27 protein-coding genes and 1 pseudogene are annotated in these 26,540 nt (G+C 69.5%); 15 read left to right on the top strand and 13 right to left on the bottom strand.

The features are described 5' to 3' along the window. Positions 1-38: 38 nt before the first annotated feature. Both H5T77_RS07975 and H5T77_RS07970 read right to left on the bottom strand, forming a co-directional pair. Positions 39-839 (bottom strand): ABC transporter ATP-binding protein, encoded by an 801-nt coding sequence (locus tag H5T77_RS07975; protein ID WP_292647345.1) that lies wholly within the window; start codon positions 837-839, stop codon positions 39-41. A 157-nt stretch (positions 840-996) separates the two neighbouring features. Then, complete coding sequence (locus H5T77_RS07970) at positions 997-1,494, bottom strand: beta-class carbonic anhydrase (protein WP_292647344.1); 498 nt, start codon at positions 1,492-1,494, stop codon at positions 997-999. A 61-nt stretch (positions 1,495-1,555) separates the two neighbouring features. Here H5T77_RS07970 and H5T77_RS07965 point away from each other — a divergent pair, with 61 nt between their 5' ends. Further along, a complete protein-coding gene (locus tag H5T77_RS07965) occupies positions 1,556-3,592 on the top strand; it encodes a M3 family metallopeptidase (RefSeq protein WP_292647342.1) in 2,037 nt (678 codons plus the stop codon). Between the two features lie 19 nt (positions 3,593-3,611). Here the strand turns inward: H5T77_RS07965 and H5T77_RS07960 are convergent, their stop codons facing one another. Together H5T77_RS07960 and H5T77_RS07955 are read right to left on the bottom strand one after the other, a co-directional pair. Next, positions 3,612-3,809, bottom strand: coding sequence for a hypothetical protein (locus tag H5T77_RS07960; protein ID WP_292647340.1), 198 nt, complete (start codon positions 3,807-3,809; stop codon positions 3,612-3,614). 66 nt (positions 3,810-3,875) lie between these two features. Further along, complete coding sequence (locus H5T77_RS07955; protein ID WP_292647338.1) at positions 3,876-4,451, bottom strand: hemerythrin domain-containing protein; 576 nt, start codon at positions 4,449-4,451, stop codon at positions 3,876-3,878. A 160-nt stretch (positions 4,452-4,611) separates the two neighbouring features. On the opposite strand from H5T77_RS07955, the gene H5T77_RS07950 reads away from it, so the two are divergent. The 3 genes from H5T77_RS07950 to H5T77_RS07940 all read left to right on the top strand — a co-directional run bounded on the left by H5T77_RS07950 (position 4,612) and on the right by H5T77_RS07940 (position 6,458). Then, positions 4,612-5,232 carry a helix-turn-helix transcriptional regulator gene (locus tag H5T77_RS07950; protein ID WP_292647337.1) on the top strand — a complete coding sequence of 207 codons (621 nt, stop codon included), beginning with the start codon at positions 4,612-4,614 and terminating at the stop codon, positions 5,230-5,232. Between the two features lie 188 nt (positions 5,233-5,420). Next, positions 5,421-5,957 (top strand): sigma-70 family RNA polymerase sigma factor, encoded by a 537-nt coding sequence (locus tag H5T77_RS07945; RefSeq protein ID WP_292647336.1) that lies wholly within the window; start codon positions 5,421-5,423, stop codon positions 5,955-5,957. A 174-nt stretch (positions 5,958-6,131) separates the two neighbouring features. Further along, a complete protein-coding gene (locus H5T77_RS07940) occupies positions 6,132-6,458 on the top strand; it encodes a plasmid stabilization protein (RefSeq protein WP_292647334.1) in 327 nt (108 codons plus the stop codon). 78 nt (positions 6,459-6,536) lie between these two features. Here the strand turns inward: H5T77_RS07940 and H5T77_RS07935 are convergent, their stop codons facing one another. Continuing rightward, positions 6,537-6,761: a hypothetical protein gene (locus tag H5T77_RS07935; RefSeq protein WP_292647332.1), complete on the bottom strand. Its 225-nt coding sequence runs from the start codon at positions 6,759-6,761 to the stop codon at positions 6,537-6,539. A 56-nt stretch (positions 6,762-6,817) separates the two neighbouring features. Then, a complete protein-coding gene (locus tag H5T77_RS07930; protein WP_292647330.1) occupies positions 6,818-7,612 on the bottom strand; it encodes a sigma-70 family RNA polymerase sigma factor in 795 nt (264 codons plus the stop codon). Positions 7,613-7,738: 126 nt separating this feature from the next. On the opposite strand from H5T77_RS07930, the pseudogene H5T77_RS07925 reads away from it, so the two are divergent. The 5 genes and pseudogenes from H5T77_RS07925 to H5T77_RS07905 form a co-directional block, all read left to right on the top strand. Next, positions 7,739-9,124 (top strand): annotated as a pseudogene (locus H5T77_RS07925) (catalase); the annotation flags it as partial. Positions 9,125-9,151: 27 nt separating this feature from the next. After that, positions 9,152-9,940, top strand: coding sequence for a catalase-related domain-containing protein (locus tag H5T77_RS07920; RefSeq protein ID WP_292647429.1), 789 nt, complete (start codon positions 9,152-9,154; stop codon positions 9,938-9,940). A 117-nt stretch (positions 9,941-10,057) separates the two neighbouring features. Beyond that, a complete protein-coding gene (locus tag H5T77_RS07915) occupies positions 10,058-10,201 on the top strand; it encodes a GPGG-motif small membrane protein (protein ID WP_292647329.1) in 144 nt (47 codons plus the stop codon). Between the two features lie 102 nt (positions 10,202-10,303). After that, a complete protein-coding gene (locus tag H5T77_RS07910; protein WP_292647327.1) occupies positions 10,304-10,552 on the top strand; it encodes a hypothetical protein in 249 nt (82 codons plus the stop codon). A 16-nt stretch (positions 10,553-10,568) separates the two neighbouring features. Then, positions 10,569-11,762, top strand: a complete 1,194-nt coding sequence (locus H5T77_RS07905) for a cytochrome P450 (protein ID WP_292647325.1) — start codon at positions 10,569-10,571, stop codon at positions 11,760-11,762. 16 nt (positions 11,763-11,778) lie between these two features. Here H5T77_RS07905 and H5T77_RS07900 read toward each other — a convergent pair whose 3' ends face one another. The 5 genes from H5T77_RS07900 to H5T77_RS07880 form a co-directional block, all read right to left on the bottom strand. Then, a complete protein-coding gene (locus tag H5T77_RS07900) occupies positions 11,779-13,503 on the bottom strand; it encodes an MFS transporter (RefSeq protein ID WP_292647323.1) in 1,725 nt (574 codons plus the stop codon). Beyond that, positions 13,500-14,222 carry an LppX_LprAFG lipoprotein gene (locus tag H5T77_RS07895; protein WP_292647321.1) on the bottom strand — a complete coding sequence of 241 codons (723 nt, stop codon included), beginning with the start codon at positions 14,220-14,222 and terminating at the stop codon, positions 13,500-13,502. Before H5T77_RS07895 ends, H5T77_RS07900 begins: the two co-directional genes overlap by 4 nt. A 58-nt stretch (positions 14,223-14,280) precedes the next feature. Continuing rightward, positions 14,281-14,502, bottom strand: coding sequence for a hypothetical protein (locus H5T77_RS07890; RefSeq protein WP_292647319.1), 222 nt, complete (start codon positions 14,500-14,502; stop codon positions 14,281-14,283). A gap of 19 nt (positions 14,503-14,521) precedes the next feature. Then, positions 14,522-15,712 (bottom strand): MFS transporter, encoded by a 1,191-nt coding sequence (locus tag H5T77_RS07885; protein ID WP_292647317.1) that lies wholly within the window; start codon positions 15,710-15,712, stop codon positions 14,522-14,524. A gap of 130 nt (positions 15,713-15,842) precedes the next feature. Next, entirely contained in the window at positions 15,843-16,769 is a 927-nt protein-coding gene (locus H5T77_RS07880) for a LysR family transcriptional regulator (RefSeq protein ID WP_292647315.1), read from the bottom strand. A gap of 115 nt (positions 16,770-16,884) precedes the next feature. Between H5T77_RS07880 and H5T77_RS07875 the strand changes: the two genes are divergently transcribed. From H5T77_RS07875 to H5T77_RS07850, 6 genes are all read left to right on the top strand, one after another. Continuing rightward, a complete protein-coding gene (locus tag H5T77_RS07875) occupies positions 16,885-18,012 on the top strand; it encodes an FAD-dependent monooxygenase (RefSeq protein ID WP_292647312.1) in 1,128 nt (375 codons plus the stop codon). Positions 18,013-18,041: 29 nt separating this feature from the next. After that, on the top strand, positions 18,042-19,013 hold the full coding sequence (locus H5T77_RS07870) for a VOC family protein (protein ID WP_292647310.1): 972 nt from the start codon (positions 18,042-18,044) through the stop codon (positions 19,011-19,013). Positions 19,014-19,038: 25 nt separating this feature from the next. Further along, positions 19,039-20,019 carry a fumarylacetoacetate hydrolase family protein gene (locus tag H5T77_RS07865; RefSeq protein WP_292647308.1) on the top strand — a complete coding sequence of 327 codons (981 nt, stop codon included), beginning with the start codon at positions 19,039-19,041 and terminating at the stop codon, positions 20,017-20,019. A gap of 24 nt (positions 20,020-20,043) precedes the next feature. Further along, positions 20,044-21,216, top strand: a complete 1,173-nt coding sequence (locus tag H5T77_RS07860; protein ID WP_292647305.1) for an alpha/beta hydrolase family protein — start codon at positions 20,044-20,046, stop codon at positions 21,214-21,216. Further along, positions 21,213-22,199, top strand: a complete 987-nt coding sequence (locus tag H5T77_RS07855; protein WP_292647303.1) for a cyclase family protein — start codon at positions 21,213-21,215, stop codon at positions 22,197-22,199. The genes H5T77_RS07860 and H5T77_RS07855 overlap by 4 nt, the downstream gene beginning before the upstream one ends. A gap of 454 nt (positions 22,200-22,653) precedes the next feature. Beyond that, positions 22,654-23,115, top strand: coding sequence for a dienelactone hydrolase family protein (locus H5T77_RS07850; protein ID WP_292647299.1), 462 nt, complete (start codon positions 22,654-22,656; stop codon positions 23,113-23,115). 78 nt (positions 23,116-23,193) lie between these two features. Here H5T77_RS07850 and H5T77_RS07845 read toward each other — a convergent pair whose 3' ends face one another. Continuing rightward, positions 23,194-23,568, bottom strand: coding sequence for a YybH family protein (locus H5T77_RS07845; RefSeq protein WP_292647296.1), 375 nt, complete (start codon positions 23,566-23,568; stop codon positions 23,194-23,196). A gap of 138 nt (positions 23,569-23,706) precedes the next feature. Then, complete coding sequence (locus tag H5T77_RS07840; RefSeq protein ID WP_292647293.1) at positions 23,707-26,202, bottom strand: DNA gyrase/topoisomerase IV subunit A; 2,496 nt, start codon at positions 26,200-26,202, stop codon at positions 23,707-23,709. Positions 26,203-26,540: the final 338 nt, after the last annotated feature.

Raw genomic sequence — 26,540 nt, 5'->3', positions numbered from 1 at the left:
GTACGGACGTGGCGGCGTGCCGATGGTTTGGTTCACCCTCAGGCGTCCTCGCCGATCGGGGCCAGTCCCATCGCCCGCGACTGCAGGTCAGCCATGTGGGCCAGGATCTGTTCACGGCTCGGCTTGGCCAGCTCGTCGACGACGCGGCCGTCGGCGAGGAAGATCACCCGGTCGCAGTAGGAGGCCGCGACCGGGTCGTGCGAGACCATGACGATGGTCTGGCCGAGGTCGTCGACGCTGTGGCGCAGGAAGCCGAGCACCTGGGCGGCCGAGGTGGAGTCGAGGTTGCCGGTGGGCTCGTCGGCGAAGACGATGTCGGGCTTGGAGGCCAGCGCCCGGGCGCAGGCAACCCGCTGCTGCTGTCCGCCGGAGAGCTCGCTCGGCTTGTGGTCGAGCCGCGGACGCAGGCCGACCGTGTCGATGACCTGGTCGAACCACCCCGGGTCCGGCTTCTTCCGGGCCAGGGAGAGCGGCAGCAGGATGTTCTCCTGCGCGGTCAACGTCGGCACCAGGTTGAACGCCTGGAAGACGAACCCGATCTTGTCGCGTCGCAGCTCGGTGAGGCGGCGGTCGCGCAGCCGGCCGAGCTTGCGACCGCCGACCACCACCTCGCCGGTCGTGGGCTTGTCGAGCGCGGCCAGGCAGTGCATCAGCGTCGACTTGCCCGAGCCCGAGGGGCCCATGATCGCGGTGAACTCGCCGGCGTAGAGGTCCAGGCTCACGCCGTCGAGCGCACGCACCTCCGCAGCGTCCTTGCCGTAGGTCTTGTGCACGTCGATCGCCTGAGCGGCGATCTCACGCTGCGCGGGGTCCTGCGGTGCCGGATCTGTGAGACTCACGCCTCAACTCTTGCCTATGGGTGGTTGGGGTGCATGTCATTTCGAGGCGTGGATCTCGACCCGCTTCGCGGGTTCGCAGGCTCACCCGCTGCGCTTGCTCGATCTCCTCGCGTTACGACCCCTGCTCGCTTCGCTCGCAGGGGTCGTAGGCTCGGACTCAGATCTTCTGGTTGAGGAGCCCGGTGTCGACGTCGTAGATGAACCCGCCGACCTTGACGTCCTCGGGGACGAGCGGGTGCGAGCGGACCTTGGCGACGTCCTCGGCGAGCGCGCGGGCCTGGTCGTCGACGACGACGGTCAGGTCGAGCCAGGACGCGTCCTGGCCGGCGGACTCGGCGATCTTGGCACGCAGCGCGGCCTCGGTGTTGGAGGCGACCGCACAGCGGGTGTGGGGCACGATCAGGATGCGCTTGACGTTGAGGAGGTGCACACCGAGCACCAGGGCCTCCATCGCCTGCGGGGTGACCCGGCCACCGGGGTTGCGGAAGATCTTGGCGTCGCCCAGGCCCAGGCCCAGCATGGCGAGCGGCTCGATACGAGAGTCCATGCAGGTGACGATCGCGACACCGGCATGGGCGACACCGTCGAAGCCACCGTCGTCGAAGGTCTCGGCGTAGGTCTGATTCGCGGCTAGGAGGTCATCGAAGTCGGACATGGTGTCAAGGTAGCCGATATCGCGGCGACGACCTCGCGCCGTGTCAGATAGCGTGCGCGATGTGATCGACGCCCTACTCGAGCCCAGCGACCTGCCCCACCGACTGCCCCGTTTCGCGGACATCTCGATCGAGGACTACGGCCCGGCGATCGAGCAGGGGATGGCCGAGCAGCTGGCGGCGCTGGCCGCGATCACCTCGTCCACCGACGAGCCGACCTTCGAGAACACCCTGGTCGCCCTGGAGCGGTCCGGCGAGCGTCTGGACCGGGTCCTGCGGGTCTTCTTCTCGCTGCTCTCCGCGGACTCCGACGACGACCTCGACGAGCTCAACGCTGCGTACGCTCCTCGGCTGGCGGCCCACCACGACGCGCTGCTCCTCGACGACGCGCTCTTCGCCCGGGTGAACGCGGTCCATGAGAAGCGGGCCGAGCTGGAGGGTGAGGACCGCTATCTGGTCGAGCGCTACCACCGCGACTTCGTGCTCGCGGGGGCTGCGTTGGGCCCCGCGGAGAAGGCGCGCCTGCGGGAGCTCAACCAGGAGATCTCCGGGCTGGAGGCGGCGTTCGGGCAGGCCGCGCAGGCCGACTCCAACGATCTCGCCGTCGTCGTCGACACCGTCGAGGAGCTCGCCGGGCTGACCCCGGGAGAGATCTCGGCGGCTGCGGCGGCCGCCGAAGGCCGAGGGCTCGCGGGCAGGTTCCTGATCACGCTGACCCTGTTCACCGCCCACCCCTACCTGTCTGTGCTGGAGAACCGGGAGCTGCGGCAGCGGCTCTTCGAGGCGCAGCTCGCGCGCGGCTCGCGCGGCAACGCCAACGACACCCGCGCCATCGCCCTCGACGCGCTGCGGCTGCGGGCCGAGAAGGCCCAGCTGCTCGGGTTCGACAGCTACGCGGGTCTGGTGACGGCCGACAACACGGCCGGTACGCCGAAGGCAGTCCGCGACATGCTGGAGCGCCTCGCCGCGCCGGCGGCTCGCAACGCCCGGGCCGAGCAGGCCGCCCTCGAGGCGTCGGCTCGCTCCGAAGACGGGCGGAGCAAGATCGAAGCCTGGGACTGGCCCTACTACGCGGAGAAGGTCAGGACCTCTGAGTACGACGTCGACCTGGCCGTGCTGCGACCGTGGTTCGAGGCGGACCGGGTGCTGCGCGACGGCGTCTTCTTCGCCGCCGGGCGACTCTACGGGCTGACCTTCGAGGAGCGGCCCGACCTGCAGGGCTACCACCCCGAGGTACGCGTCTTCGAGGTCGCCCGCGACGGCGAGCCGATCGGGCTCTACCTGCTCGACCTCTACACCCGCGACTCGAAGAAGGGCGGTGCCTGGATGAACTCCTACGTCACCGCCAACACGCTGCTGGGCGAGCCGTCTGCGATCGTGACCAACAACCTCAACGTGCCCAAGCCGGCGCCGGGGGAGCCGACGCTGCTGACCTTCGACCAGGTCAACACTCTCTTCCACGAGTTCGGGCATGCGCTCCACGGGCTGCTCGCCCGGGCAACCTACCCGCGGTTCGCGGCGACGTCGGTCTACCGCGACTTCGTGGAGTACCCCTCCCAGGTCAACGAGATGTGGATGCTCTGGCCCGAGGTGCTGGCCAACTACGCGGTGCATCACGAGACCGGCGAGCCGATCCCGGCCGACGTGCTCGGCAAGCTCGAGGCGTCCGCCACGTTCAACGAGGGGTTCGCGACCTCGGAGTATCTCGCCGCCGCGCTCATCGACCTGGCCTGGCACGAGCTGGCCCCGGACGAGGTTCCGGCCTCGCCGGAGGCGGTGGGCGAGTTCGAGGCGGCCGCGCTCTCGGCGGTCGGCCTGGACAACCCGGCGGTGCGGGCGCGGTACTACACGGCGTACTTCAAGCACATCTTCGGCGGCTACGCCTCGGCCTACTATTCCTACATCTGGTCAGAGGTCCTCGACGCCGACACGGTGGCGTGGTTCAAGGAGAACGGCGGCCTGACCCGGGAGAACGGCGAGGCGTACGTCCGCTACGTGATCGGCATCGGTGGCACCCGGGACCCGCTGGAGTCCTACGCGGAGTGGCGAGGCAGGCCGGCCCCGATCGCTCCGCTGCTGGAGCGCCGGGGCCTGGCCTGAGGGTCAACTGTCGCTGGGTTCAGCGGTCGCGCGGGTCCTCAGGGCCCGCCCAGCTGGACTGCGGGTCGCTGGCGGGGAACGTCTCCTCCGCGGCCTCGTCCTGGGGATCGCGCTCCTCGCCCTCCTCCTCGACCCGCTCCGGGGTGGGGAAGGGGATCGGGGCCTCGGTGCTCTCGTCAGCGCCGGTCACGGGGTCCTTGGTTTCCTTCTCGACCATGGTTCTGCTCCCATCTGAAGAACTTCGATGATGTCGTCGGTGCCGCTCAGCACCCACTGTGCCACTTCAGGAGCGGCTCAGCGCGTCCCTGACGCGGTCCACGACGGAGTGGAACGGCATCGTGGCCAGCTGCTTGGGCACGGAGCCGGCACTGCCGGGGTGGGGGCGGGTCGGCGCGACCCGTTCGGCCGCCGACAGCCGCTTGCCCATCGCCTGGCGGGCGGTCTCGTCGAGCTCGGCGAGAAGCAGCGGGAACTCGACCCGCTCCTCCTCCTCGGCGTGCTGCTCGACGGCGAGCTGGAAGATCGGGAAGGTCGCGTCGAACTCGGGGCTGTCGACGCCGACCTCCTCGAGCTGGGCCAGCATCTGCGTGGCCTCCTTCTCGTCGGCGACGAGCGCCTTGGTGAGCGTCTCGCCGCCATGGACCGAGGCGACCGGATGGACGACGAGCTCCTCGGCGGTCTCGTGCACTGCGAGCAGGACGCGGAGGTCGTCGAACGCCTGGCGCTTGGCCGGGCCGGTTGAGTTCCCCACCGTGGCGCAGAGCTGCCGGATGCCGGCGTGCTGCTGCAGCAGGATCCGGACCACGTCCCCCTCGGGAAGCTCCGAGGCCTTCTTGAGGGCTTCGGTCACGTGGGACACAGGGATTTCTCCTGACTCGGGTAATCTTTGGACGTCGGCTTGGTACCCACGGCGTGTTCTCTCCATGCACCCGTCCAGCCGATCGCCGATCTGAGAGGGTTCTGGAGTGATGAGGTCGGGGGTTGTGCGGGTGGCGGTGGTCAGCCCGCAGGAAGTTGTCATGCGTGGGCTCACCACGATGCTCGCGGACTATCCGGATCGCTTGGTGGTGACGGCGCTTCCGGCCGTACGCACCAAGGCGCCGGGAGTCGACGTGATCCTCTACGACACTCTCGGGCTGCACCTGACCGACGGCACCGACCTCAGATATCTGCTGAGCGAGACCGACGCCAAGGTGCTGATCTTCAGCCGCGACATGCGCCCCGACCTGCGTGCCAGGGCCTACGCGTTGGGCGCGAAGGCGTGGGTCTCGATGAGCGTGCACGCCGGTGAGCTCGTACGCACCATCGAGCTCGCCGCGGCCGGCGAGCCGATCGGCGAGCACGAGGACCGGTTGGCCACGGTCGCCGGGCTCACCACCCGCGAGGTCGAGGTGCTCGCCCTGATCACCCAGGGGCTGTCCAACAAGGACATCGCCGACAAGCTCGTCGTGAGCGTCAACACGCTCAAGAGCCACATCCGACAGGCCTACCGCAAGATCGAGGTGACGACCCGCAGCCAGGCGGTCAGCTGGGCGATCACCCACGGGTTCGCGCCGCCTGATGGCGATTCCGTGGAGTCGGGCGCATCCGTCGGGGCACAGATGGTTACCGGAGACTTATCGGTGGAGCAGTCTGGGTGACTCTCTCCGTGCCCAAGCGCGGGAGAGCTGACACCACGTCGCGCCGCCGATGGCCGTGGCCCCGGCACGGACTCGGGGTCGCGGTACTAACCCTCAGGGGTGGGCGGCCGTGGGGGCAACCCCACCCCTGAGGGTCAAATCCCACGTAGATCTGGGGGTTCGAGGGGTTTACGGCGCAGACTCGAGCCATGGACACGACGCAGGCTTCGCCGCTTCCGGCTCCGGTTCAGCAGGACTCTTCGCTGTCGCAGGAGGAGCTGGTCGTACGTCACCTCCCGGTGGCCCGCTCCCTTGCCGCCCGCTACGCGGGCCGTGGCGTCGAGGTCGAGGACCTTCGTCAGGCCGCACGAGTCGGGCTGGTGAAGGCCGCTCGCCGCTATGATCCCGAGCAAGGGGCGTTCTTGAACTATGCCGTGCCGATGGCCACCGGCGAGATCCGCCACTGCTTCCGCGAGCAGGCCCGCTGCGTACGTTCTCACGGCGACGACGAGCTGCTCGAGCAGATGGGGGAGCCCGACCCCGGTTTCGAGCGTGCGGAGGCGCGAGTCATCGTCGAGCGGGCGATCGGCGATCTCGACGAGACCGACCGGATGATCCTGCAGCTACGGTTCGCGGACGGCCTGAGCCAGGCCGAGATCGGCGAACGCCTCGGTGCCACCCAGGCCCAGATCTCTCGCGCTCTGGCGCGGATCATCCGCCGGATGCGCGGCGGCCTCGCCGCGTAGCCGAGACCACTGATGGGTACCGGAAGACCATGAGCACCCAAGTAATCATCTTCAGTTTGATCGGCGTGATGGTCGTCCTGGTCGCTGTCGCCGCCTGGCTCTTCGACGCCAGGCGGAACAAGCACGTCGCCGATGACGACGAGCGCGTTGAACACCCGAGAAAGAGGAGTTGAGATGCCGCAACGTGCTTGGAGCAAGAAGCGAGAGCGACAGTACGAGCACATCAAGGAAGGTGCGCTCGACAGTGGCAAGAGCGAGGACACCGCCGAAGAGATCGCTGCTCGAACGGTGAACAAGGAGCGTGCCCGCAAGGGCGAGTCCCGCGAGAGCAGCCGCACCTCGACGAAGGACATCTCCTCGAGCCGCCGCGGTGGCTTACGCAGCCACCGCGGCTCGGGCGGACGCACCAAGGCCCAACTGTACGAAGAGGCCAAGAAGAAGAACATCGAGGGACGCTCGAAGATGAACAAGGCAGAGCTCGAGAAGGCCGTCGGCCGCTGACTGAGCCACATGTGCCGGTCTGTATGCGAATCGCATACAGACCGGCACATGGCGTTTTGTTCTCAGTCTCCTGCGTGCTCAGTGCTTCTTCGTTCCACCCTTGAGCTTCCGCATCACTGCGTCGGTCCCCTTCTTGCGGACCATGGTGGTGACGACAGCCATCGCGATCGGCACCGCGAATGCGGCGACCGCCGAGATCCGCTTGCCCCAAGAGGACTCCTGCCACTTGGACTTGGGGGTGCCGTTCCACAGTGAGCGCTGGGCGGTGTCGTCGCGCTCGCCGGTGATCGTTGAGTACGTCATGCCAGTCTCCTTGGTTGTCGGGTCGGCTTTCGTCCCGTACCCGTCGTGGGTGTGGGTCATGCGGCGATACCTACGTCCTCGAGCTGGCCTCGCAGGTCGTCGATGATCCGGGTCAGGATCCGGGAGACCTGTGTCTGGGTGACGCCGATGGTCTCGCCGATCTCTGCTTGGCTGCGGTCCTCGAGGTAGCGGAGCCGCACCACCAGCTGGTCGCGCTTGTTCAGCGTCTTGATCGCCTGCTCCAGCGCGAGTCGGGTCTCACAGTCGGCCAAGCCCCCGTCGATGCCGGGCAGCATGTCACCGATGGTGGCCTCGCCCGAGGACTGCGCGTCGCTGGCCCGCAGCGGGGCATCCAGCGAGGTGGGGGTGAAGCATCCACGCGCGTCGAGCGCCTCGCGTACCTTCTGCTCCGGGACGTCGGCGATCTGGGCCAGCTCGGAGGTGGGCAGGTTGCCCCGCTCGGAGCCGATCCGCAGCAACGTGCTCTGCAGCTCCTGGATCGGCCGCGGCGGCCGTACGGTCCAGCCATGGTCACGGAACCAGCGCTTCACCTCACCACGGATGGTGGGCACGGCGTAGGTGAGAAAATCGTCGGCGCGGTCCGGGTGAAAGCTCTTCGCGGCTCGGACCAGCGCGGTGTACGCCACCTGTTCGAGATCGGCGCGGGGGATTCCGCGCCCGGTGTAGCGGTGAGCGATCGAGCGTGCGACCGCCGCGTTGAGCAGGATGACCTCCTCGAGGAGTCGCTCCTGCTCAACGCCTTCGGCGTTGTGCGCCTTCGTCAACAGCTCTGAGGTCAGACGCTGTCGCTCGGCCCTGGGAAGGTCTGTCTCGAAAGTTGTCGTCGTCATATCCAGTTAGTGCCCGGATCGATCGCCATCCAACGGCTGTGAAGTGAAGTTCACCCGGGCGGGTGTGCCTCTTCACGGCCGCAACCACCCCTGCGGGTGAGAAGCCGGGCTCGGGTCGCACCGGGCATGTCCGGCGCCCACCAGGGGTACGGGAGGCACGAGCCTGTTCCCGACCGAAGGAGTGTCATGCCCGACATCCCGATCCCCGGTGCCCCCGCCCCGCAGCCGCCGCCGGTGGAGGAGCCCACCGAACCGGTACCCACACCAGGCCCCAAACCCGACCAGAGCGGACCACAGGTGCGGACACCGACCGGTGTGCAGGCCCACGAGGACCAGCAGGTCAACGCCCAGCAGGGCGAGTGGCTGACCACGTCCGGAGGCGTGCGTCTGCGCGAGACCGACAAGTCGCTCAAGGCGGGTGAGCGCGGCCCCACCCTGCTCCAGGACCACCACCTGCGCGAGAAGATCACCCACTTCGACCACGAGCGGATCCCGGAGCGCGTGGTCCACGCGCGCGGGGCCGGCGCGCACGGCACCTTCAAGGCCTACGGCGGCGCGGAGACCGTCACCAGCGCCGGCTTCCTCGCCGAGGGCCGGGAGACGCCGGTCTTCGTGAGGTTCTCCACGGTGCTCGGCTCGCGCGGCAGCGCCGACACGGTGCGCGACACCCGCGGGTTCGCGACCAAGTTCTACACCGAGGAGGGCAACTTCGACCTCGTCGGCAACAACATCCCGGTCTTCTTCATCCAGGACGGCATCAAGTTCCCGGACGTCATCCATGCGGGCAAGCCGCACCCGGACCGCGAGATCCCCCAGGCCCAGTCCGCGCACGACACCTTCTGGGATTTCGTCTCGCTGCACACCGAGGCGCAGCACCACACGATGTGGAACATGTCCGATCGTGGCCTGTCCCGCTCCTACCGGATGATGGAGGGCTTCGGCGTACACACCTTCCGGCTCGTCAACGCCGCCGGCGAGACGAGCCTCGCCAAGTTCCACTGGAAGCCGAAGCTCGGTGTGCACGGTCTCCTCTGGGAGGAGGCCCAGATGCTCGGCGGCTTCGACCCCGACTTCCACCGCCGCGACCTCGCCGATGCGATCGAGACGGGCGCGTACCCCGAGTGGGAGCTGGGCATCCAGGTCTTCCCCGACACACCCGAGCAGACGTACGCGGGCATCGACCTGCTCGACCCGACCAAGATCGTTCCGGAGGAGATCGCGCCGGTTTAGAAGATCGGCCGGTTGGTCCTCGACCACAACCCGTCCAACTTCTTCGCCGAGACCGAGCAGATCGCGTTCCACGTCGGCAACCTCGTGCCCGGCATCGACGTCACCGATGACGCCCTGATGCAGGCGCGACTGTTCTCGTACGTCGACACCCAGCTGACCCGGCTCGGCGGACCGAACTTCAACCAGATCCCGGTCAACCGCCCGCACGCCCCGGTCAACGACATGCAGCGCGACGGATTCCACCAGGATGCGGTGCACCGTGGCGTGGCGCCCTACCATCCCAACTCGCTCGACGCCGGCTGCCCGTTCATGGCGGGCGACCCGCAGGGAGCCTTCGTGGACAACCCGGTGAAGGTGCCCGAGACGGTCAAGCAGCGCGCTCAGCCGGCCTCCTTCGACGACCACTTCAGCCAGGCGCGACTCTTCTGGCTCTCGATGACACCGGTCGAGAAGCAGCACATCATCGCGGCGTACAGCTTCGAGCTGGGCAAGGTCTACGAGCCCGCGATCCGCGAGCGACAGCTGCAGTGCCTGGCCAACATCGACGCAGACCTGTGCGAGGGGGTCGCCACCTCCCTCGGGCTGCCGGTGCCGTCTCCGACCATCGAGCTCGCCGACCCCGAGCCCAGCCCGGCTCTTTCGATGCTCGGCGGCTCCTACCCACCGGACGGGCGGGTCGTCGGCATCGTCGCCGGCCCGGAGAGCGCGTCGGACCAGATCGACGGGGTGCGCACGGCGCTCTCCGGCTCGGGGATCACGCCGCTGCTCATCGCCCCTACGGGCGCTCCGGTGGGCGGGGAGCTGCCGGTGCAGCGGACGTTCGCCACCGCTCGATCGGTCGAGTACGACGCGCTGGTGCTCGCGGACGGCGCGGGGGCCATCGACTCGGACCCGCACCTGCTTCTCCTGATCGAGGAGATCTTCCGGCACGGCAAGGCGCTGCTCGCCTGGGGCGACGGTGGAGAGGCGGTCGCGACAGCGGGCATCGCGGTGCCTGCGCCGGGGGTCAAGTCCCTGAAGTCCGGGGCCGAGGTCGCCGCCGAGCTTCCCGACCTGCTGGCTGCGCACCGGTCGTGGGAGCGGTTCGCACTCTCCTGAGGGTTTGCCGTCAGGAGGGTTTGCCGGACGCGGGGGTGGGTACCGGTTGCCCGTAGCCCGCTCGGTCGACAAGGACCGAGCATCCCCCGCAACAACTACACACCGAGGTGAGATCAAATGGCACTAATTCTCTGGCTGATCGCGGCAGCTCTGGTGATCGGCGGCATCGTGTCGCTGGTCCGTGGCCAAATCCTGTGGGGCGCAGTCCTCATCGTGGTCGGCCTGTTGGTCGGCCCCGGTGGGGTAAGCATCTTCACGTAGTCACCATGCGGCCCGGTGCCACCATCGGGTCCCGGGCCGCGTGGCGTCCGTGTGAAGAGCCGGTGCGAAAGCCGGTGTGCGGCAAGAGCGAAAGGACCGATCATGGGTAAGTGCGTCACGTGCGGCAACGACTACGACGGGACGTTCGAGGTGACGACGGCATCGGGCGAACACCATGTCTTCGACTCGATCGAGTGCGCGGCGCCGGTGGTCGCACCGACCTGCGTCAACTGCGGCACCCGCATCCTCGGACACGGGGTGCAGAACGAGCAGCACATGTTCTGCTGCGCTCACTGCGCCAACGAGGTGGGCGTGACCGGTGTGAGCGACCGCGTCACCAGCGGCTCCTGACGGGCAGCGGACCCGGATGCCCCGCGAACTCTCAACTGATCTGTTCCGGCACGGCTACCACGCGATCCCTGATGCCCGCCGCGAGGCGGGCGATGCGCCGGTCTGCCCCGTGAAGCTCCTCGGAGACGACGCTCTGGTCGTGAGCGGTCCCGACTCCGTACGTCGTTTCTACGACGCCTCGCTCATCCAGCGTTCCGGCGCGGTGCCGGCGCCGCTGGCCATGCTTCTCTTCGGCCGCGGCGCCATCCACGGACTCGACGGCGCCGAGCACCTCCACCGCAAGGCGCTCTTCCTCGACCTCCTCGACGACGCCGCTGCTTCGGACCTTCAGGACAACGTACGCTGCCACCTGCTCTCGTCCCTGCACGAGAACCACGGCGAGCCGGTGAGTGTGTTCACGCTCCTGTCCGAGGTCTACGGCCGCGCAGTCCTTGACTGGGCCGGCATCTCGGTGCGTGACCCGAGCAGGGTAGGGCGCCGGTTGGCGGCGATCGTCGACGGCTTCGGGATGTCGGGGCCGTCCGCCGGGACGGCGTGGGCGGCGCGGCTCTGGGCCAACCACTGGGCACGGGGGTTGGTTCGGGAGGCGCGCTCGGCGTCGCCGGCTTCCGGTGCCCCGACGCCCGTGCAGACCATCGCGGGCTGGCGGGACCAGCACGAGGACCTGCTGCCCGTCCCGGTGGCCGCGGTCGAGCTGCTCAACGTCCTTCGTCCGGCCGTCGCGGTCGCCTACCTCGGCGCCTTCGCCGTGCAGGCGCTCGACGGTCATCGACAGATCTGGCCGACCCTCGCCGAGCACGCTTCCTGGCGGCACGCCTACTCCCAGGAGGTGCGCCGCACCGCTCCGTTCGTGCCCGCGCTCGCCGGTGTCACCCGTCAGCGTGTCGACTGGGACGGTCATCCCGTCTCCCCGGGACGGCGGATCGTCCTCGACGTCCCCGGGACGGACCTGGATCCGAGCTCGTGGCCGGCGCCGACCGAGTTCTCTCCCGAGCGGTTCCTCGGCCGGCAGGTCGACCCGTTCGAGCTGGTCCCGCAGGGTGGGGGAGACCCGGCAGAGGGTCACCGGTGTCCCGGCGAGCCCGCGACGATCGAGATGCTCTCCGCGACCGTCGAGGTCTTCGTCGCGGCGTCGTGGAGCGTGGTGGAGCGGGGGAGCACCTATCCCCGGATCCCGGCTCGGCCACAGTTGCGGTTGCGGATCGGGTAGGCCGGTCCGGCACCTGTCAGAGCGCGGTGACCGTCTCGCTGGGGGAGAGCGCCCGGGTCGGCGCGCCCCGCAGCAGCACGACCGACAGCAGCGCGGCGATCGCCGCGCAGACCGCGGCTCCGGCGAAGACGGTGTGCTCCTGGGCGATGGCGGCGCCGATGAGCAGGTCCTGATACTCCTCGCACATGCCGCCGCCGGTGCAGACCGAGGAGAGCGACGGCAGGTCGGCCTGGGCGGCGTAGTAGCTGCGTAGGCCGATCGTGGTCAGCGCCGAGATGCCCACGAGCATCCCGACCATGCGAGCGACGACGGTGAACGACGTGGTCAGGCCGTGCACCGACTGCTCGGTGGTGGCCAGGACTGCGGCGTTGACCGGCGCCAGCGCGAGACCGAAACCGAGGCCGCCGGAGACGAGCACGACGGTCGACGACAGCGAGCGGAGGGCGTCGGCATCCCAGCGGGCCATGAACACGAATGCCACCGCCGCCAGCAGCATCCCGCCGCCTGCGATCACGCCCGCGGGCAGCCGCCGGGTCAGGAACCCGCCCAGGACGGCACCCACCGGCAGCGCGACCAGGAACTCCAGCAGCACCAGGGCGGCCCTCAGCTGGCTGTCGCCGTGGATGGTGGTGCGGGCGAAGAGCGGGACGTCGATCAGCGCGGCGACCAGCGCGGCGCCCACGAAGAACGAGACGAGCACCGAACCCCACGCCGGCATCCGCGCGAACGCACCGCGCGGCACGATCGGGTTCTGTGCCCGCCGCAGGTGGAAGACGAAGCCGAGCAGGGCAAGCCCGGCGGAGACGAGATACCAGACGCCCTGGTCGGAGAAGACCGCCACCTCGGGATCGGCGGTCGCGAAGGCCAGGATCACCCCCGCCAGGGCGATCGAGAGCAGCAGCGCCCCGAGGAGGTCGACCTCGGCGGTGATCCGGCGAAGCACGCTGCGTACGCCTGGCTTGGCCACCCACGTCGCCACGAAGCCGAGCGCGGCGAGGATCGTGATCAGCCCCAGCGGCGTCAGCCAGCGCGAGGATCCGGCGGCCGGTACGTAGAGCGCGCCCCAGGTCAGGTCCTGTACGAGCGCGGTGGGTTCGACCGCCAGCAGCACGAACGCGGCGCCGGCGACCAGCAGCATCAGCAGAGCACTCAGGCCGGGCCGGCCCGAGCGACCCGCGACGGAGGCGGGATCAGGGCGGCCAAGCCGCCGGATCGCCACGGCCAGCACCACGCCGACCACGAGGTTGAGCAGGAAGATCGCCCGCCAGTCCGCGACCGCGAGCACCACCGCCCCGAAGAGCGGGCCGAGCACCGAGCCGAGCTCCTGGACCGCCGAGACCAGCCCGAGCGGCACGCCGCGGCGCTCGACCGGATAGAGCGCCGCGACCAGAGCGAGGGTCGCCGGCACCAGCGCGCCGCCGCCCAGCCCCTGGAAGAACCGTCCCACCACCATCGCGGTCAGGTCCCACGAGAGCGCCGTGAGGAAGGAGCCGAAGGCGAAGACCACCAGCCCGGCGACGAGCACCGGCAGGTGACCGAGGAGGTCGGCGAGCCGTCCGATCAGCGGCAGCACCGCGACGTAGCCCAGCAGGAAGCCCGAGATCAGCGGTGCGGCCCGCTGCAGCTCCTCGATCGAGAGCCCGACGCCTGCCATCATGTCCGGCAGCGCCAGCACGACGACGTAGGTGTCCGCAGCGGCGAACGCCACCGCGATCGCGGCGAGCCAGAGGACCGCTCTCACGGCTTGGCGATCTCCTTCTCGACGCCGTACTCGGTCACGTCGAGCGTGTAGGAGTACGCCGCTTCGCCCTCACCGCTGAAGTGGCCCGTGATGGTGGCCTCGGTGAGCTCGTCGGCGTCGTTGACGATGTAGGTGACGTCGAACTCGCCCTCCGCGCCGGCGAGGATCTTCTGGACCGCCGCGGCCGGCAGCGTGCCGGTGTAGGTGGAGAGGATCTCGTCGTTGTCGGCGCCGCCGCGCACCGACTTGCCGATCTTCACGTCCTCGGTCGCCGGGAGCAGCGAGGAGATCCCGGTCTGCGGAGCGATCAGCGCAGCCGGGTCCGGCACGCCGTAGTCGGCCGGATCGAGCTCCTGGAACGAGGTCGTGAACGGCAGCTTCGCGTAGACGACGCCGTCGACAGAGACCACCTCGACCTGCGCCTCGGTACCCATCACCGGCACGGTCAGCTTGCCCTCGAAGGCGGGGTCGCGGGTCAGCGTCCCGGTCGCGGCCTTCAGCGTCGTGATGCCCTCGGGCAGGTCGTCGGAGGCCAGCGAGAAGTTGATCCCGCTGGTCTCGTCGAGGTTGTTCTGCGCGGCTGCGAGAACCTGCTGCGGCGTACGTCCCTTGGCAGGGTCCTCGCCGCCGCAGGCGGTCATCACCAGAAGCGCGGCCAGGAGGGCGATGAGTGCGAAGGCGAGGCGCGGCAGGTTCCGCACCAGATGCGAGCTGAGCATGCGAGTCAGAATGCCACGTCTCGCAACCTCGCGGGTGGTCAGGCCGCTCCTGCGCGGTTCAGCTGGTCCGGCGGGCCCGGCCGACGGGGATGACCTTCAGGTCTTCACCGACGACGAGGTGGCCGGAGAAGCCACGCTGAGTCCTGCGCCAGCGCGAGGCCGGGTTGCCGCCTGGCACGAGGTGGGAGAGGGCGAGAGTGCCGACGCCGACCGGCTCCGCGGTCTCGGGCGGCAGGGACTCGGTGAGCCGCTCGACGAACTCGGGGTCGACATGACACATGTGGATCGGTCTCCTTGAATCAGGCAGGGACGGGGACGGCGCGGGTGAGGACCCGGCGGGTGAGGAGGGCGAGGACGAGAGCGAGGGCGCCGATGAGGGCGACCGCGGCACCGAGGCCGCCGACGGCGCCGGTGAAGGCGACGACGAGGAGCGGGCAGACGAACTCGCCCAGGAACAGTGCGGCGGTCCACAGCCCCGTGCCGCGGCCGCGCTGCTCGAAGGTGAGACCGGAGAGCGCCCAGACGAGCAGGGTCGGCAGCATCAGGCCGGTGCCGGCCGAGGCGATGACCGCGCCGAGCACGATGACCGGCACCAACGAGGTGGCGCCGAGGACGACCAGACCGGTCCCGGCCAGCAGGAAGGCGATCGGCAGCAGCGTGGCGGTGCCGCGTCCGGAGACCCGGCCGAAGGTGTACGCACCGCCGGCCGTCGCGAGCGAGGCGAACGCGGTGAACGCGCCGATGGCGGGGACGGCGGTGATCCCGGCCGCGTCCAGCAGGTAGGGCAGCTCGACGATCGGGGTGTAGAAGACGATGCCGCCGACGAGGGTGACGGCGCACGGGAAGGCGAGGGTGCGGGTGGGCAGGGGCGGGAGTGGGGTGCGTCTCGAGCCCGCGGCGGCCTCGCCGGCCGGCTGCCAGAGGAACGCGGCAGCGAGGACGAGGAAGATCAGGCTCGAGGCGTAGAGCCAGAACGGGGTGCGCCAGTCCTGGGCGCCCAGCGCGCCGCCGAGGGCGAAGAACAACGTGGCCGACAGCGACGCGAACACGGTCTGCATGCCGAGCCAACGGTCACGCTCGGTGCCGGAGAAATAGTCAGAGATCAGCGTGGTGCAGCAGGTCATGATCGCCGCCTCGGCGACGCCGACCCCGGCACGGCTGAGCACGATCGCGCCGAGGCCGTCCAGCCACAGCGGAGCGGTGCCGAACACGGCGTAGACCGCCAGGCCGGTCAGCAGAAGCCGCTTGCGACCGAACCGGTCCACGATGCGGCCCGCGAACGGCGCCAGGAGCGCGATCATCAGCGCCGGGACGGTGAGCGACAGCGGGACCAGCGCGGTGGCGGCGCCGCTGTGGCCGAAGTGGTCCTGCATCCGGGGCAGGACGGGGGCGAGCAGCACGGCGCCGAGGATCGGCAGGCAGCTCATGAACATCAGCAGGAAGCCCTGAGGGCGTCCGGCTCGCCGGGTCGGTGGGGTGGAGTCGGGCATGGGGTCTCCCACGGTCGGGCCGAGATGGTGTGACAGCAGTCACAGAATCGTCGGAGACCAGGAGGTATTGCGGAAGCCAAACCTGCTTCTTGCGGGTATCAGCACCGTCGATAGCCGGAGGTCAGACTGATCAGGAAGGCTCATCCAGCCTTGCCGCGGCGCGGGCCATCATCCGGCGCAGCCACCCGTGGGCCGGGTCGGCGCGGTGGGCGGGGTGCCACCAGAACGCCTCCTTCAGCGGGACCACGTCCCATGGACAGTCGAGGATGCGTACGCCTGCGGCCCCTGCCAGCCGCGCGGCGAGCTGTCGCTGCAGGAGGGCGATGCGCGGTGTCCCGGCGACCAGGAACGGGACCGGGAGGAAGGTCTCGGTCACCACGTGGACGTCCGGCTCGACCCCGATCATGCTGAGCTGGCGTACGGCCGGGGTGAAGGCGGTCGGGGCGTGATGGGTGACGACCCAGGGCATCTCGGCGAGCTGCTCCATGGTGATCGCGTCGCCGACGGCTTCGTTGTCGGTGGCCACGACCAGCACCCAGCTGTCGGTGTGGAGCTCGACGGCCGGCAGGTCTTGAAGGAAGCCGTGGGGTAGGACCATCCCGTCCACGTGCCGAAGCGACTCGGGTGCCTGGTCGACGTCGCCGTGCGTCTGCAGCTGGAACCGCAGGCGTACGCCGGGAGCCTCCCGGGCCAGCTCGGTGGCGAGGTGGTCGCCGAGGACGGTCGTGGAATAGTCCGAGGCGACCACGGTGAACTCCCGGGACGAGGTCGCCGGGTCGAAGCTCGGCTCGGCCTCGAAGACCCTGCGTACGCCGGAGAGGGCCGTCGTGGTCGTGCCGCGCAGCTGGGTGGCCAGGGGAGTCAGGTCGTAGCGGTTGCCGGTGCGGACGAGGAGCTCGTCGGCGAAGTGGCGCCGGAGCCGCCGCAGCGCGGCCGAGACCGCCGGCTGACTCAGCCCGAGCCGCTCCGCCGCGCGGGTCACGTTGCGCTCCTCGAGCAGGGCGTCCAGGGAGAGAAGCAGATTGAGATCGAGGTTGCGGAGCGGATCGCTGGCCATGGCCTGACTATAAACACCATGAATATGCGGGATCGGAAATCCGCTCTTCCTGAATAGCTGAGCCCGGGACAGAGTGGTGCGCGTCACTCCACCACTCCACATCCAGGGAGACCTCATGCCCGCCATCAGCTCGGTTCTCGTCATCGGTGCCGGAACCGCCGGGACGGCGACCGCGATCCTGCTCGCCGAGCGCGGCGTCTCGGTCGATCTCGTCGAGGCCAAGCCGGACATCGCCGCCCTCGGCTCCGGGATCACGCTGCAGGGCAACGCGCTGCGCGTGCTGCGGGATCTCGGCGTGTGGGAGCAGGTCCGCGAAGAGGGCTACGGGTACGACACCCTCGGGCTGCGAGCACCCGACCCGGCCGGCACCCTGCTGGTCGAGCTGGAGGACCACCGCACCGGCGGTCCGGACCTGCCCGCGACCATGGGGATGTACCGCCCGGCCCTGGCGCGCATCCTGCTCGACCGGGCGGTCGAGGCCGGCGCCAAGGTGCGCTTCGGGGTCGCGGTGACCGAGCTCGCCCAGGACGCCGACGGGGTCGACGCCACCTTCGCGGACGGTTCGCACGGGCGTTACGACCTCGTCGTCGGCGCCGACGGGGTGCGGTCGTGGACGCGTCGGGCGATCGGCATCGACGTCGAGCCCGAGGCGGTCGGCATGGGGATCTGGCGGGCCTTCACCGACCGGCCCGACTCGGTCACCCGCACCGACCTGATCTACGGCGGACCGTCCTACATCGCCGGCTACTGCCCGACCTCGGCGGACTCCCTCTACGCCTACATCGTCGAGCCGGCCCAGGACCGCACCGGCCTCTCGTCCGAGGAAGGCTTGGCGGTGATGCGCGAGCTCGCCGGGGCCTTCCACGGGCCCTGGGACGAGATCCGCGGATCGCTGACCGACCCGACCCGGGTCAACCACACCCACTTCGAGAGCCACGTCATCGACGGCCCCTGGAACCGCGGCCGGGTCGTGGTCATCGGCGACGCCGCCCACAGCTGCCCGCCGACCCTCGCCCAGGGCGCCGCCCAAGCGCTCGAGGATGCCGTGGTGCTCGCCGAGCTGCTCACCAGTCACGACGACCTGGCCACCGTCTGGCCCGCGCTCACCGAGCGCCGGCTGCCCCGTGCGCGAGCCGTCGTCGAGGCCTCGCTCCAGCTCTGCACCTGGCTGAAGGCGCGCGAGCGCGGTGACGTACCCGGCCTGATGGCCGGCGTCGCCACTCTCGTCAGCGACCCCGCCTGACCACCCACCGATCTCACGAGGAGAAGACCGTGACCGACAACGAACCTGTCATCGAGGCGCCGCCGGCCGAGCGGCTGATCACCCACCTGCGCCACGTCGACCTGGCCGTGCCCGACTACGAGCGGCAGCTGGAGTTCTACACCAACACCTGGAAGCTCAAGGCCGAGACCACCGACAGCGGCCTGGCGTTCCTGGCCGCGGAGGGCTCCCCGGAGCACTACTCCGTGCGCCTGCGCCGCGCCGACGACAAGCGCCTGGACCTGATCGCCTTCGGTGCTGCCAGCCCGGCCGACGTGGACGCGATGGCCGAGCGGCTCGGCCGTGCCGGGGTGAGGCTCATCAGCGAGCCCGGCCCGATCCTGACCCCCGGGGGCGGCTACGGCTTCCGCTTCTTCGACAACGACGGACGTACGGTCGAGGTCTCCTGCGACGTCGCCGTGCGGCAGCACCGGCGGATCGAGGAGGGCGAGTCGGTGCCGGTCAAGCTCTCCCACGTCGTGATCAACTCACCCAACCCGGAGCAGACCGTGGCGTTCTACCAGCGCCACCTCGGTTTCGCGCTCTCCGACACCCTGATGCACCCGCGGATGGGTTCGATGATGTGGTTCCTGCGTACCAACCGGTTCCACCACAGCCTGGCGATCGCCCGCGGGCCGCACGTCGCGCTCCACCACGCCTCGTTCGAGATGCGCGGTTTGGACGAGTACATGCGCGGCACCGGGCGGCTGCTGCGGGCCGGCGCGGAGAAGATCTGGGGGCCGGGGCGGCACCTGGCCGGCAACAACACCTTCAGCTACTTCCTGGACCCGCACGGCAACACCATCGAGTACACCACCGAGCTCGAGGAGCTCGTCGAGGACAACTGGCACCCGCATCTGTACGACTTCAGCGACCCGAACGTCACCGACCAGTGGGGCACCGCCAACCCGATGGACGAGCTGGTGGCCGGGAAGTCGTTCAACGACCCGGACAAGGGCGTCTTCGTCGCCCCGCCGGTCTGAGACGCGATCGAATGAGGAGAGCCCGATGAAGCTGGCAACCTTCCGTGATCCTGACCTTGGCGTGCCGCGCGTCGGCCTCGTCACCGAGGACGGGCTGCACCCCTTCGCCGTCCGGCACTCGATGCGTACGCTCATCGCCGGCGGCCGCGACGTGCTCGACCGCGCCGCCGACCACGCTCGGGCGGCGGACGCCATCGACCTCGCCGAGGTCGAGCTGCTGGCGCCGCTGGAGCCGGCCTCGGTGCGCGACTTCGTCGCCTTCGAGGAGCACGTCGAGGGCGTACGCCGCTCGGTCGACGGCGCCAGCGGTGTCCCCGACGCCTGGTACGACGCGCCGACCTTCTACTTCACCAACCCGCACGCCATCCAGGGACCGGGGGAGGAGGTCGCGTTCCCGGCCGCCTGCCAGGCCCGCGATTACGAGCTGGAGGTCGCGGTCGTGGTCGGCGGCAGAGTCGGTGATGGCCGGTCGGTCCCGCCGGAGGAGGCCGGGGCGTACGTCTTCGGCTACACGATCATGAACGACTGGTCCGCGCGGGACCTGCAGGGCCGCGAGATGCAGGTGGGTCTCGGACCGGCGAAGGGCAAGGACTTCGCGACCACGCTCGGGCCGTGGATCGTGACGGCCGACGAGCTGGAGCCGTACCGCGCCGACGACGGCTTCCTCGACCTGCTGTGCACGGTGTCGGTCAACGGCGTCGAGGTCGGCCGCGACCGGCTCTCGAACGTCGGGTGGACCTTCGAGACGATGATCGCCTACGCCTCCCGCGACTCTCGCGTGGTCGCCGGCGACGTCCTCGGCTCCGGCACCGTCGGCAACGGCGGATGCCTGGCCGAGCTCTGGGGCCGTCGCGGTTCGCAAGACCCGAAGCCGTTGCAACCCGATGACGTGGTCACCCTCGAGGTCGAGGGGATCGGCACCCTCACCAACACCGTCGCGGTCGCGCCGGCCGCCCCCGAGCTGCCGCCGGTGCGGTGCCGCGCCGCTGCCGACCGCCGCCGCTGATACCTACCAAGAAGAGGAACACCAATGTTCGAGTACTTTCCCGGCAACTACGTGTGGAACCTGGGTGTGGTCGCCACGCTCAACTCCGGCGGTCTGATCGACGAGGTCGACCGCGCCTGCCGGCCGCTGAAGGAGCTGGCCGCGCAGGGCTCCGACGTGGGCACCGCCGAGTTCATGGCTGCCTGGCGCGGCGTCGCCGACCAGCTCGAGGAGCAGGCCGGCGAGGCCGAGAAGGCCGGCCACCGGCGTACCGCCGGCCAGAAGCTCTTCCGCGCCTCGGTCTACGTCTCCCAGGCCGAGCGGATGCAGAGCGCGAAGGACCCGGGCCGCAACGCCGAGTACCAGCGCAGCGTCGACCTGCTGGTGCGCTCCTTCGAGCTGCTCGACCAGCCGACGGTGAAGGTCGCCATCCCGTACGTCGAGAACGGCCGTGAGACCACGCTGCCCGGCTACTTCCATGCGGCTGTCGGTGCGGACGAGTCGGCGCCCGTCATGATCGTGTGGAACGGCCTGGACTCGACCAAGGAGATGATGGTCGGCGCCGGCGTCCACACCGAGCTGGCCGCCCGTGGCATCTCGACGCTGATGGTCGACTGCGGCGGTGCAGGCGAGGCGCTGCGTCTCGACGGGCTCACCGCGCGTGTCGACACCGAGGCCTGGGCCGCGGCCTGCGTCGACTGGCTGGAGGCGCGTCCGGACGTACGCAGCGACCGGATCGGGCTCGTGGGCTGGTCGCTGGGCGGCTACTACGCACCTCGCGCCGCGGCGTACGAGAAGCGGCTGGCGCTGTGTGTCGCCTGGGGTGCGAACCACGACTGGGGTGCGGTGCAGAAGCGCCGGCTGCTGCGCGAGGGTGAGAACCCGGTGCCGCACTATTGGGACCACGTGCTGTGGGTGTGGGGACAGCCCGACATCGACACGTTCATCGACTTCGCCGAGGACATCAACCTCGACGGCGTGGTCAAGAAGATCACTGTGCCGTTCCTCATCGCCCACGGGGAGAACGACCGCCAGATCCCGCTCTCCTACGCGCACCGCTCCTACGACCAGGCGACGGGCAGCCCCAAGCGCGAGCTGCGGGTCTTCACGCCCGAGGAGGGCGCGACCGAGCACATCGGGCTGGACCACTTCCCGCACGTCATCGGCTACATCGCCGACTGGGTCGCCGACACGTTCGCCGAGCTGGACGCGTCGTGACCTCCCTTGATCGGAGCGATCCCGAAGGCGAGATCGCGAAGACGGTCGCCCGCGTCTCCAACTGGGGGCGCTGGGGCGAGGACGATGTCCGCGGGACGATGAACTTCCTCACCGACTCCAAGCGGGTCTCGGCTGCGGGGCTGGTCCAGACCGGGCGGTCCTACTCCCTCTCGCTGCCCTTCGACATGGACGGCCCGCAGAACGGCTGGCGGCGGCGTACGAACCCGGTGCACACCATGCTCGACACCGGCACCGACGCGGTTGCCGGCGTCCAGGGCTTCCCGCACGGGATCGGCGGCGCCGACGACGTCATCGCGATGCCGTTGCAGTGCTCGACCCAGTGGGACGGGCTCGGCCACATCTTCGACCACGGCCGGGCTTGGAACGGCCGACCGGCCGATTCGGTGGTCACCTCGCTCGGCGACGGGGTCACCGGCATCGAGACGGTCGCCGACGTGGTCTGCGGCCGCGGGGTGCTGCTCGACGTCGGCCGCGCGGTCGGGACCGACGGTGAGCTGCCCGACGGCTTCGCGATCACCGAGGAGCACCTGGAACGTACGATCGCGGCGCAGGGGCCGAGCGCGGCCGTCGGCCGCGGCGACATCGTCGTGGTCCGGACCGGGCAGCTGACCCGGGCCCGCCGCGCCGTCGCGGCGGGTGACGGCTGGGGCGGCTACGCCGGCGGATCGGCCCCGGGGCTCTCCTTCACCACCGCCGACTGGCTGCACCGCACCGAGATCGCCGCGATCGCCACCGACACCTGGGGCTTCGAGGTCCGGCCCAACGAGTTCGACGATGCCTTCCAGCCGCTCCACCAGGTCGCGATCCCACACCTCGGCCTCTTCCTGGGCGAGATGTGGGACCTCGACGGCCTCGCCTCCGCCTGCGCTGAGGACGGTCGCTACGACTTCCTGCTGACCGCGGCGCCGCTCCGCGTCACCGGCGCCGTCGGCGCCCCGGTGAACCCCATCGCCCTGCGCTGACCAAGCTGGTCGAGCCGCGAGGCCGCCTGCGGCCGAGCGTGTCGAGACCAACACAGACCCGTCGAGCGCCAAGTCGACGGTATGGCGCTTCACAGGTCGACGTGTGAGCAAACGGTATCGAGGCCACGGTGGATGGATGTGACAGATCTGCCATCCTCAGCGAGTGGGATCACGACCCGAGATCGAAGAGACGAACCTTGCGGTTAGCAGGCTAGAGGTTTCGATCCATGGCCACAGGGGCGACGTTCCCGCGCTCCTGTGGCTGCCGAGTCACCCGACCGGAGCGCCGACCTGCATGCTCGGGCATGGCGGTAGCAGCTCGAAAGCGTCCGCTCGCAACGAGCGTCTCGGGAACGCGTTGGCCTCAAGAGGCATAGCGGCACTTGCGATCGACGGACCGTTCCACGGCGATAGGGGAGTTGCGGCCCAGCATGCCGGCGACTACCAACACCGGATGATCGAAGTCGGGGTCGCATCCGTGATCGAGACGATGATGGCCGACTGGCTGGCCGCGCTCGAGGCGGCACATGAGACTGCCCGCGTCGATCGGAACCGTTGCGGCTATATCGGTCTGTCCCTCGGATCCCGGTTCGGCATCCCGCTCGCGGCTGAGCTGGGGCAGCGCCTGAGATGTGCTGTGTTCGGCAAGTTCGGGTTGGAACAGTCGACGCGTTTGCCGGAGGAGTTGGCGACCACGGAGCTCATCGAGGGCGCAGCGCGGCGTATCGAGGCGCCACTGCTGCTGCACGTGCAACGCGGCGACGAACTCTTCCCGTTCAGCGGGGCGCTCGGTCTCTTCGATGCGTTCGGGTCGCCCGACAAGGTCATGACCCTTCGCCCAGGCGCTCATGCCGACTCTCATGCTGGCGACGAAGAGACCTGGATCGACTTCGTCGCCAGCAGACTGCGTCCTTAGTTCTGTTGCCTTCCAAGGGCGTCGAAGCGCGGAGCCGCGCGCCCTGCCACATCGGTGCCCCGCAGTCGGACGGGCGATTCAGGCGCTCAGATGCTCGTGGAGCACCTGCCACGACTCGCCGTGGCGGACCAGAACGTTCGTTCCCCGCCCGTCTCCCGATCGAGGGTCTCCGTTGATGGCCCCTGTCCACGAGAACCGGTAGCGGCATACGGCCTGGCTGTCGTCGGCGAGGATCCACTCCAGATCGTGGATCCGGTAGGTCTCGTCTCTGATGGTTGTGAACGTGTCAGCGATGGCGGACAGGATCGCCTCGCGCCCTCGATGTGACCCGTCGGTGAACCAGTAGACGGCCTCGGGCGCGATCAGTGGCGCGAGCTCCGCGGTGTCATGGCTGTTGGTCGCGCGTTCGTAGGTGTCGATGAACTCGGTCAGTCGGGCGGTGTGCTTGCCCATCGACTTCCTTTCGTGGCGACCGGTGTGCGCTGAGGGCGCGGACGCTCACCGAGATACCTCGGTTTGGCTGCACTTCCTTCGTGGAACTCGGTGAAGGAAGTGCGCGCCGACTGAGTTACCTCGGTGAGCAGACAACACCTACCCAGCGGATACCGGGAATGCGTTGGCGACCGGGCCGGCTACGGCGTCGATGGGCTGCTCCAGCGGCACCCCGGAGCCGTCGCGGCGCGGGTCGATCTCGGGCAGCTCGATCGGTGCGCCGGAGGCCGCGGCCGCCATCGGGGGAGCGGCGCCGACCCAGGCGAAGACGAGAGAGTCCTCGCCCTTGAGATAGCGGTGGGCGCGTACGCCGCCGGTGGCCCGGCCCTTGGCCGGGAACTCGCTGAACGGGGTGGTCTTCACCGAGCCCGGCTCGGTGCCGGGCAGTGCGGTCGAGGATCCGGACACGGTGACGACCGCGGCGCCCTCGGGCGCATCGGGGGAGACGATCCCGAAGAAGACGACGCGGGAGCCGTGGGCCATCCGGACGCCGGCCATACCGCCGGCGCTGCGGCCCTGGGGACGTACGACGTCGGCGGGGAAGTGGAGGAGCTGGGCGTCGGAGGTGACGAAGACCAGCGACTCGGTGCCGGTGCGCAGCTCGGCCGCGCCGACCACCTCGTCGCCGTCGGCGAGCTTGATGACCTCCCACTCGTCCTTGTTGAGCAGCACCTCGGGGTTGACCCGCTTGACGACACCGAGCTTGGTGCCGAGCGCGATGCCCGGGCCCTCGGTGGCCAGCGTGGTGAGCGCCAGCACCTTCTCGTCGGACTCCAGCGAGAGGAGCGCGGACAGCGGCAGACCGCCGGAGAGGTTCGGGTCGCCGTGGGTCGGCGGCATTGCCGGCAGGTCGAGCACCCCGAGGCGTACGAGGCGCCCGCGGGAGGTGAGGACGCCGATCTGGCCGCGGGCGGTCGCCGGGACCACCGAGACGATGACGTCGTGGTTGGCGCGGCTCCCCCCGGAACCAGTAGAGCCGGTCGAGAACGGGTCGGCGTCCGAGGAACGGGCCAGGAGCCCGGTCGAGGAGAGCAGCGCGAAGCACGGGTCGTCGGCGACCTCCAGGCTCATCGCCTCGAGCGCCGGGGTGCCGGCCGAGGCGAGCAGGACGGTGCGGCGCGGGGTGCCGAACGTCTTGGCCACCTCGCCCAGCTCGTCGGAGACGACCTTGCGGAGCATGTCGTCGTCGCCGAGGATCGAGTCGAGGTACTCGATGGTGGCGAGCAGGTCCTCGCGCTCCTTCTCCAGCTCGATCTTGGAGAACTTCGTCAACCGGCGCAGCGCCATGTCGAGGATGTACTCCGCCTGCGCCACGCTCAGGTCGAAGACCGACATGAGCCGCTCCTTGGCCTCCCCGGCGTTGTCGGAGGAGCGGATCAGCTGGATGACCTCGTCGATGTCGAGGATCGCGATCAGCAGACCGTCGACCAGGTGGAGCCGGTCGGCGGCCTTGTCGCGGCGGAACTGGCTGCGGCGGCGGACGACGTCGTAGCGGTGTCCCAGGAAGACCTCGAGGAGCTCCTTGAGGCCGAGGGTGCGCGGCTGGCCGTCGACGAGCGCGACGTTGTTGATCCCGAAGGAGTCTTCCAGCGGGGTCATCTTGTAGAGCTGCTCGAGGACGGCCTCGGGCACGAACCCGTTCTTGACCTCGATCACCAGGCGGGTGCCGTGCTCGCGGTCGGTGAGGTCCTTGAGGTCGGCGATGCCCTGGATCTTCTTGGACTGCACCAGCGTCTTGACGCGCTCGATGATCTTCTCGGTGCCGATGTTGAACGGCAGCTCGGTGATCACGATGCCCTTGCGGCGGCCGAACGTCTCGATCCGCGTCGTCGCACGGATCTTGAAGGAGCCTCGGCCGGTCTCGTACGCATCCCGGATCCCGTCGAGGCCGACGATGGTGCCGCCGGTGGGGAGGTCGGGGCCGGGGATGAACTTCATCAGCGTGTCGAGCTCGGCACCTGGGTGCTTGATGAGGTGACGCGCGGCGGCGATGACCTCGATCAGGTTGTGCGGGGCCATGTTGGTCGCCATGCCGACCGCGATGCCGGTGGCGCCGTTGACCAGCAGGTTGGGGATCGCGGCGGGGAGCACGCTCGGCTCCATCTCCCGCGAGTCGTAGTTGGGCCGGAAGTCGACCGTGTCTTCCTTGATGTCATCGGTCATCGCCTGCGCGGCCGGCCCCATCCGGGCCTCGGTGTAACGCATCGCCGCAGCCGGGTCGTCGCCGCCTGGGGAGCCGAAGTTGCCGTGCCCGTCGATCATCGGCAGTCGCATCGCCCACGGCTGCGCCATCCGGACGAGGGCGTCGTAGATCGCGCCGTCGCCGTGCGGGTGCAGCTTGCCCATCACCTCACCGACGATGCGTGCACACTTCACGTGGCCGCGGTCTGGGCGTACGCCCATGTCGTTCATCGTGAACAGGATCCGGCGCTGGACGGGCTTGAGGCCGTCGCGGGCGTCGGGCAGCGCCCGGGAGTAGATGACGGAGTAGGAGTACTCCAGGAATGAGGACCGCATCTCGTCACCGATGTCGGTGTCGAGGATGTGCTCCTCGAAGTCGTCGGGGACATCCTGCTTTGCCTTGCCGCGTGCCATAAGGGGCATTGTCTCGAATCCCTGTGCGAACGCGACATCGGGCTCGCCGTACGGGGCCAGATCTGTCTGGTACGGCCCGGTGGTCGAGACCCATCCCCCGCTGGTCGAGCATCCCCCGCTGGTCGAGACCCGCCACTCGCTGGTCGAGACCTGCCACCCGCTGGTCGAGCCGCCGGAGCCGCTAGGCGGAGGCGTGTCGAGACCAACACGGTTCTCGTCGGGGAAACCTCGCTACGCGACTGTTTCTTCGCTTCTAGGGTTCGCCGCCGACCCTTTCCTCGAGTGTTTCTCGATTTCCTCGAGTGTTTCTCGATCATGCACCGCGACGCTCCTATGTC

Origin of the sequence: Nocardioides sp. (assembly GCF_014360585.1) — a bacterium.
Lineage (GTDB): Bacteria > Actinomycetota > Actinomycetes > Propionibacteriales > Nocardioidaceae > Nocardioides.
The sequence above is the reverse complement of the archived record's forward strand: the minus strand, read 5'-3'. Positions and strand labels throughout refer to the sequence as shown.

Bases quoted from the DNA above. Each gene is read 5' to 3' on its own strand.
- H5T77_RS07970 (WP_292647344.1), bottom strand. From the start codon at position 1,494: ATGTCCGACTTCGATGACCTCCTAGCCGCGAATCAGACCTACGCCGAG.
- H5T77_RS07960 (WP_292647340.1), bottom strand. From the start codon at position 3,809: ATGGTCGAGAAGGAAACCAAGGACCCCGTGACCGGCGCTGACGAGAGC.
- H5T77_RS07950 (WP_292647337.1), top strand. From the start codon at position 4,612: ATGCGTGGGCTCACCACGATGCTCGCGGACTATCCGGATCGCTTGGTG.
- H5T77_RS07945 (WP_292647336.1), top strand. From the start codon at position 5,421: ATGGACACGACGCAGGCTTCGCCGCTTCCGGCTCCGGTTCAGCAGGAC.
- H5T77_RS07940 (WP_292647334.1), top strand. From the start codon at position 6,132: ATGCCGCAACGTGCTTGGAGCAAGAAGCGAGAGCGACAGTACGAGCAC.
- H5T77_RS07935 (WP_292647332.1), bottom strand. From the start codon at position 6,761: ATGACGTACTCAACGATCACCGGCGAGCGCGACGACACCGCCCAGCGC.
- H5T77_RS07930 (WP_292647330.1), bottom strand. From the start codon at position 7,612: ATGACGACGACAACTTTCGAGACAGACCTTCCCAGGGCCGAGCGACAG.
- H5T77_RS07920 (WP_292647429.1), top strand. From the start codon at position 9,152: ATGGCGGGCGACCCGCAGGGAGCCTTCGTGGACAACCCGGTGAAGGTG.
- H5T77_RS07915 (WP_292647329.1), top strand. From the start codon at position 10,058: ATGGCACTAATTCTCTGGCTGATCGCGGCAGCTCTGGTGATCGGCGGC.
- H5T77_RS07910 (WP_292647327.1), top strand. From the start codon at position 10,304: ATGGGTAAGTGCGTCACGTGCGGCAACGACTACGACGGGACGTTCGAG.
- H5T77_RS07905 (WP_292647325.1), top strand. From the start codon at position 10,569: ATGCCCCGCGAACTCTCAACTGATCTGTTCCGGCACGGCTACCACGCG.
- H5T77_RS07895 (WP_292647321.1), bottom strand. From the start codon at position 14,222: ATGCTCAGCTCGCATCTGGTGCGGAACCTGCCGCGCCTCGCCTTCGCA.
- H5T77_RS07890 (WP_292647319.1), bottom strand. From the start codon at position 14,502: ATGTGTCATGTCGACCCCGAGTTCGTCGAGCGGCTCACCGAGTCCCTG.
- H5T77_RS07885 (WP_292647317.1), bottom strand. From the start codon at position 15,712: ATGCCCGACTCCACCCCACCGACCCGGCGAGCCGGACGCCCTCAGGGC.
- H5T77_RS07880 (WP_292647315.1), bottom strand. From the start codon at position 16,769: ATGGCCAGCGATCCGCTCCGCAACCTCGATCTCAATCTGCTTCTCTCC.
- H5T77_RS07875 (WP_292647312.1), top strand. From the start codon at position 16,885: ATGCCCGCCATCAGCTCGGTTCTCGTCATCGGTGCCGGAACCGCCGGG.
- H5T77_RS07865 (WP_292647308.1), top strand. From the start codon at position 19,039: ATGAAGCTGGCAACCTTCCGTGATCCTGACCTTGGCGTGCCGCGCGTC.
- H5T77_RS07860 (WP_292647305.1), top strand. From the start codon at position 20,044: ATGTTCGAGTACTTTCCCGGCAACTACGTGTGGAACCTGGGTGTGGTC.
- H5T77_RS07850 (WP_292647299.1), top strand. From the start codon at position 22,654: ATGATCGAAGTCGGGGTCGCATCCGTGATCGAGACGATGATGGCCGAC.
- H5T77_RS07845 (WP_292647296.1), bottom strand. From the start codon at position 23,568: ATGGGCAAGCACACCGCCCGACTGACCGAGTTCATCGACACCTACGAA.
- H5T77_RS07840 (WP_292647293.1), bottom strand. From the start codon at position 26,202: ATGGCACGCGGCAAGGCAAAGCAGGATGTCCCCGACGACTTCGAGGAG.